Below are 1275 nucleotides of genomic sequence, written 5' to 3' on the forward strand. Positions count from 1 at the left end.
AGCGTCCCTTCGAAGAGGTAAACCTCTTGGAAGAGCTGCTCGAGGCGCAAAGGGAGGTGAGCCGTGCGGATATTGCGTAACGCGGAGAGCGCCCGCGTTCTCGCCAAGACTCCGGGAGAGCTTCTCGAGGAAGGGAAGGGCGAAGGGGGCAAATACGTTGGCGGCAAGTGGGGCGGGCTTTACCTCCGCGCCCCTGACATCTACTTCCGTGTCCTGGAGAAGGCGGGGGACAAGCTGGTGCGTTTAGGAGACGTGGCGGAGGTGCGCTTCGGCATCAAGACCGGGGCCAACGACTTTTTCTACCTCGAGGTCCTCCCCTACCGCCCGGTCTGCCCCCTGTGCGGGGAGGTGCACCACGAAGCCCTCACCCGAGAAGAGGAAAACGCTTACTGGGCGAAGGGACAACGTCCTCCCGAGGATGCGCTGGTAGCCGTGCGCAACGGGCTCGGATGGGAGGGGTACCTCGAAGCAGCCGTCCTCCGCCCGCTGTTCAAGAGTCCCAAGGAGGCCTCCGCTCTAACGGTAGACGTGCCCGACCTCAACCGGGTGTTTCTTCCGGCTTGCGGTGATTACCAAGCTCTCCCTCTCCACGCCCAGGGCTACGTGGACTACGGGGAAGAGGTCCCCGTGGTGGTGGCCAAAGGACACAACAAGGGGCAGACCCTGGTGGGCATCCCCTCCCTTTCCACGGTGCGAGGGCGAAAAACCTGGTGGTGGCTGGGAGAGTGGCCCGAGGCGAAAGTGGTGTTGCCGATGTTTGAACGAGCCCGAAAATACGCCTTCTGGAACCCGTACCATGCGGCCATCGACAATGCGCTGTACCTGGTCCTTCCCCGGCCCAAAACCGACCTCCAAGGCCTTTTCCTGGTCCTCAACAGTAGCCTGTTCGCCCTCTTCAAGGAACTCCTGGCCCGCCCACCAGAAGGAGGCGGGGGAGGGCCTCTACAGATCAAGGTCTACCAGTACGAGGAAATGCCCATACCCCGTCCTGAACTGCTTCCCCTTTCCCTGTCGGCGAAAGGATTCTTAAGCACCTTCCTCACTCGCCCCATCCGCGACTTCTGGGAAGAGGTGGGGCTCACCCCACCCGATTTCGCGGACCCTCCCGCTCCGCTACCGGATCGCAAAGCTCTGGACGATCAGGTCTTCGATGCCCTCGGGCTCAGCGAGGAAGAGCGCCAGGAGGTCTACCGGGAAACCGCTCGGCTCGTCTGGGAGCGAATCGCTAAAGCCCGGGGCAGCCTCGAGGAGGAAGGGGAGGAAGAGTGAGCCGCT

Annotated in this window: 1 protein-coding gene; it reads left to right on the plus strand. The window is 62.7% G+C overall.

Going from position 1 to position 1275, the window contains the following annotated elements:
- The first annotated feature begins 63 nt into the window (after positions 1-63).
- A complete protein-coding gene (locus AC01Y6_RS10385) occupies positions 64-1269 on the plus strand; it encodes a hypothetical protein (protein ID WP_476671444.1) in 1206 nt (401 codons plus the stop codon).
- Positions 1270-1275 lie beyond the last annotated feature (6 nt).

The sequence above is a fragment of the Thermus sp. genome, from assembly GCF_056332225.1.